Annotated in this window: 1 protein-coding gene; it reads right to left on the bottom strand. The window is 71.9% G+C overall.

From position 1 onward, the window contains the following. Positions 1–2,277, bottom strand: a 2,277-nt coding sequence (locus AB0C29_RS44525; RefSeq protein ID WP_360833870.1) for a glycosyl hydrolase, incomplete at both ends; no start/stop codon positions are given.

The raw sequence follows: 2,277 nt of genomic DNA, 5'->3' as shown, positions 1-2,277 counted from the left end.
TGCGGCCGAGCACCGACCAGCGGCCGGCCGGCCGGGCCCGGTAGAAGATCCCGGTGTCGGTGCCCACGGCCAGACCGCCGCCGCGGACCATCCGCACCGTGTTCGCCGGGACGTCCGGCAGATCGGCGGAGATGTCGGTCCAGTGCTCCCCGGCGTCGCGGGACTCGAAGACATGGCCGACGCCGGCGCCGGGGCCCTCGGTCCACTTCCGGGAGAAGCCGTTGATCGCCACGACGACGTGCCGGGGGTCGGCCCGGTCCACGTCGAAGCCCGAGACGTACCGGTTCGGCACGGTGCCGTCGACCGGCAGGGTCAGCTGGTGCCATCCCGTCCCGTCGGTGCGCCCGACCGCGATACCGCGGGTGAAGCCCTGGTTGTTGCAGGGCCCGCACCAGCCGGCGTAGACGTAGCCGCCGGAGGTGGCGACCGCGGTGGCCACGTGGCCCTCGCCCAGGTCGAACAGGTTGCGCCATTCCTCCCCGGAACGGATCGCGAAGCCGTTGGTCTGGATCCAGACGTGCTGACCGCCGGCGATCCAGGTCCGGCTGTCGCGCGGATCCATGGTCAGCGGCGCGATGAACCGGGCGGCACCTGTCTCGGCGTCCGGCGGGGCGACCTCGTAGCTGGTGGCCAACGCCGGGTCCCGGGTCCACGCGCCGTTGTTGACCGCACAGTTGTTGGTCACCCACACGTCCAGGTAGACGTACTCCTCGGCGATGTTGCAGCCGTTCGCCGGGTCGACGATGGTGTCGCCGCCGTCGCCGCCGAAGTTGGAGCCCATCACCCGGTCGCCCGGGCGCAGGATGGACTGGCCGTTGTCCTGCAGGCCGCCGGAGACCGCGACGCCGCGCCGGTCGCGGCCGACGCCGACCGAGTAGTACTGCAGCACGTCGATCGTGCCGTCGTTGAGCGAGACCCAGTCGGTGGCGTGCCCGGAGGCGTCCGCGGCACCTCGCACCGGACGGCGGTAGGCGCCGCCGTCGTTGCCGACGACCACGAAACGCTTGCCGTGGTACGACCCGATCGCGGCCGACTGCTGGTCGGGGTGGGTGGTCTGGTGGCAGTCACCGGTCTGCTGGGCCGGGTCGATGCTCCAGCACGGGAAGTCGAAGTTCCAGTACGGCCCCGGGGTGCTCCAGCTCAGGCCGCCGTCGGTCGACTCGAAGACCTCCTCCAGGCCCGCGTACACGTGCTCGGGATCGGCCGGGTCGACCTGCAGGAACTGGTTGTACCAGGACTGGACGCCGGGCATGTAGCCCGGCTCGGTGAGCGCGGAGCCGGACTCGGCCAGCTCGTGGTAGTCCGCGCCCAGGGTCCACGGACCGAACGGTGAGCCCGAGAGCGACACGTAGAAGCCCTGCAGTGCGCTGTCCGGGTTGGTCGCCAGCAGCGTGGGCGACTGCTCGATCGCGTAGTAGCGCGACCCGTCGGCGGACGGCGTGAAGGTGACCGTGCCGACGTCGCCGGCACCGGACGGCAGGCCGGCCAGGACGGTGCGCTGCCAGGTGCCGCCGCTGCGCGTGTAGAAGCCGTTGTAGTCGTCGCCGCTGCGCCAGCCGGCCGCGATGATCACCCGGCGGGAATCGCGGGGGTCCACGGCGAAGTCGTTGATGATGTTCTTGTACGGCGCGTTCGGGTCCGTTGCCTGCGCACCACCCGGCAGGAAGGCAGGATTGGGCACGAACTCGGCGCGCCAGGGCCCGGACAGATCCGTGAGCGAGTGCGTGTAGGCGCCACGGTTGGTCGCCGCCCACACGGTGTTGCCGAAGAACCGGAGCTTACGAATGGTCGTGCTCTCCAGTTCGGTGCCGCCGACCCGGTCCGAGGGCCGGAACGTGCGGTGGCGCGGGTCGCGGAGCACGTACACGCCGGTGCCGACGAACGAGGTGGCGCTCGTGTTCGCCTCGCCGGTCGCGTACCAGAGCCGGCCCGTGCGGTCCAGGCGCAAGTCACCGGTGGACGGTGACGGCAGCCGCTCCGAGATGGGCTGCCAGCGGCCGCCGCCGGTACGGGAACGCCATACACCGCCGTCGGCCGCGCCCGCGTACACGTATCCGGCGTTGTCCGCCGCCATGCCGGTGAGCCGGCCGGTCACCTTGCCGGCGCCGCCGGAGGAGTTGCTGTCGATGTCGCGGTAGCGCGGGTCGTCGGAGTTGTAGGGCAGGTCGGTGATCTCGTTCCACCGGCCGGCGGTCCGCGGCAACGACTGCTGCTGCGCCCAGGCGGCGGAGTACGCGCCCGGCGCGACGATGCCCGGCGCGCTGCGCGCCTCCGCCC

Source organism: Actinoplanes sp. NPDC048791 (assembly GCF_040650095.1).
In the GTDB taxonomy this organism is placed as follows: Bacteria; Actinomycetota; Actinomycetes; order Mycobacteriales; family Micromonosporaceae; genus Actinoplanes.
This window is presented reverse-complemented; position numbering and strand designations above follow the sequence as displayed.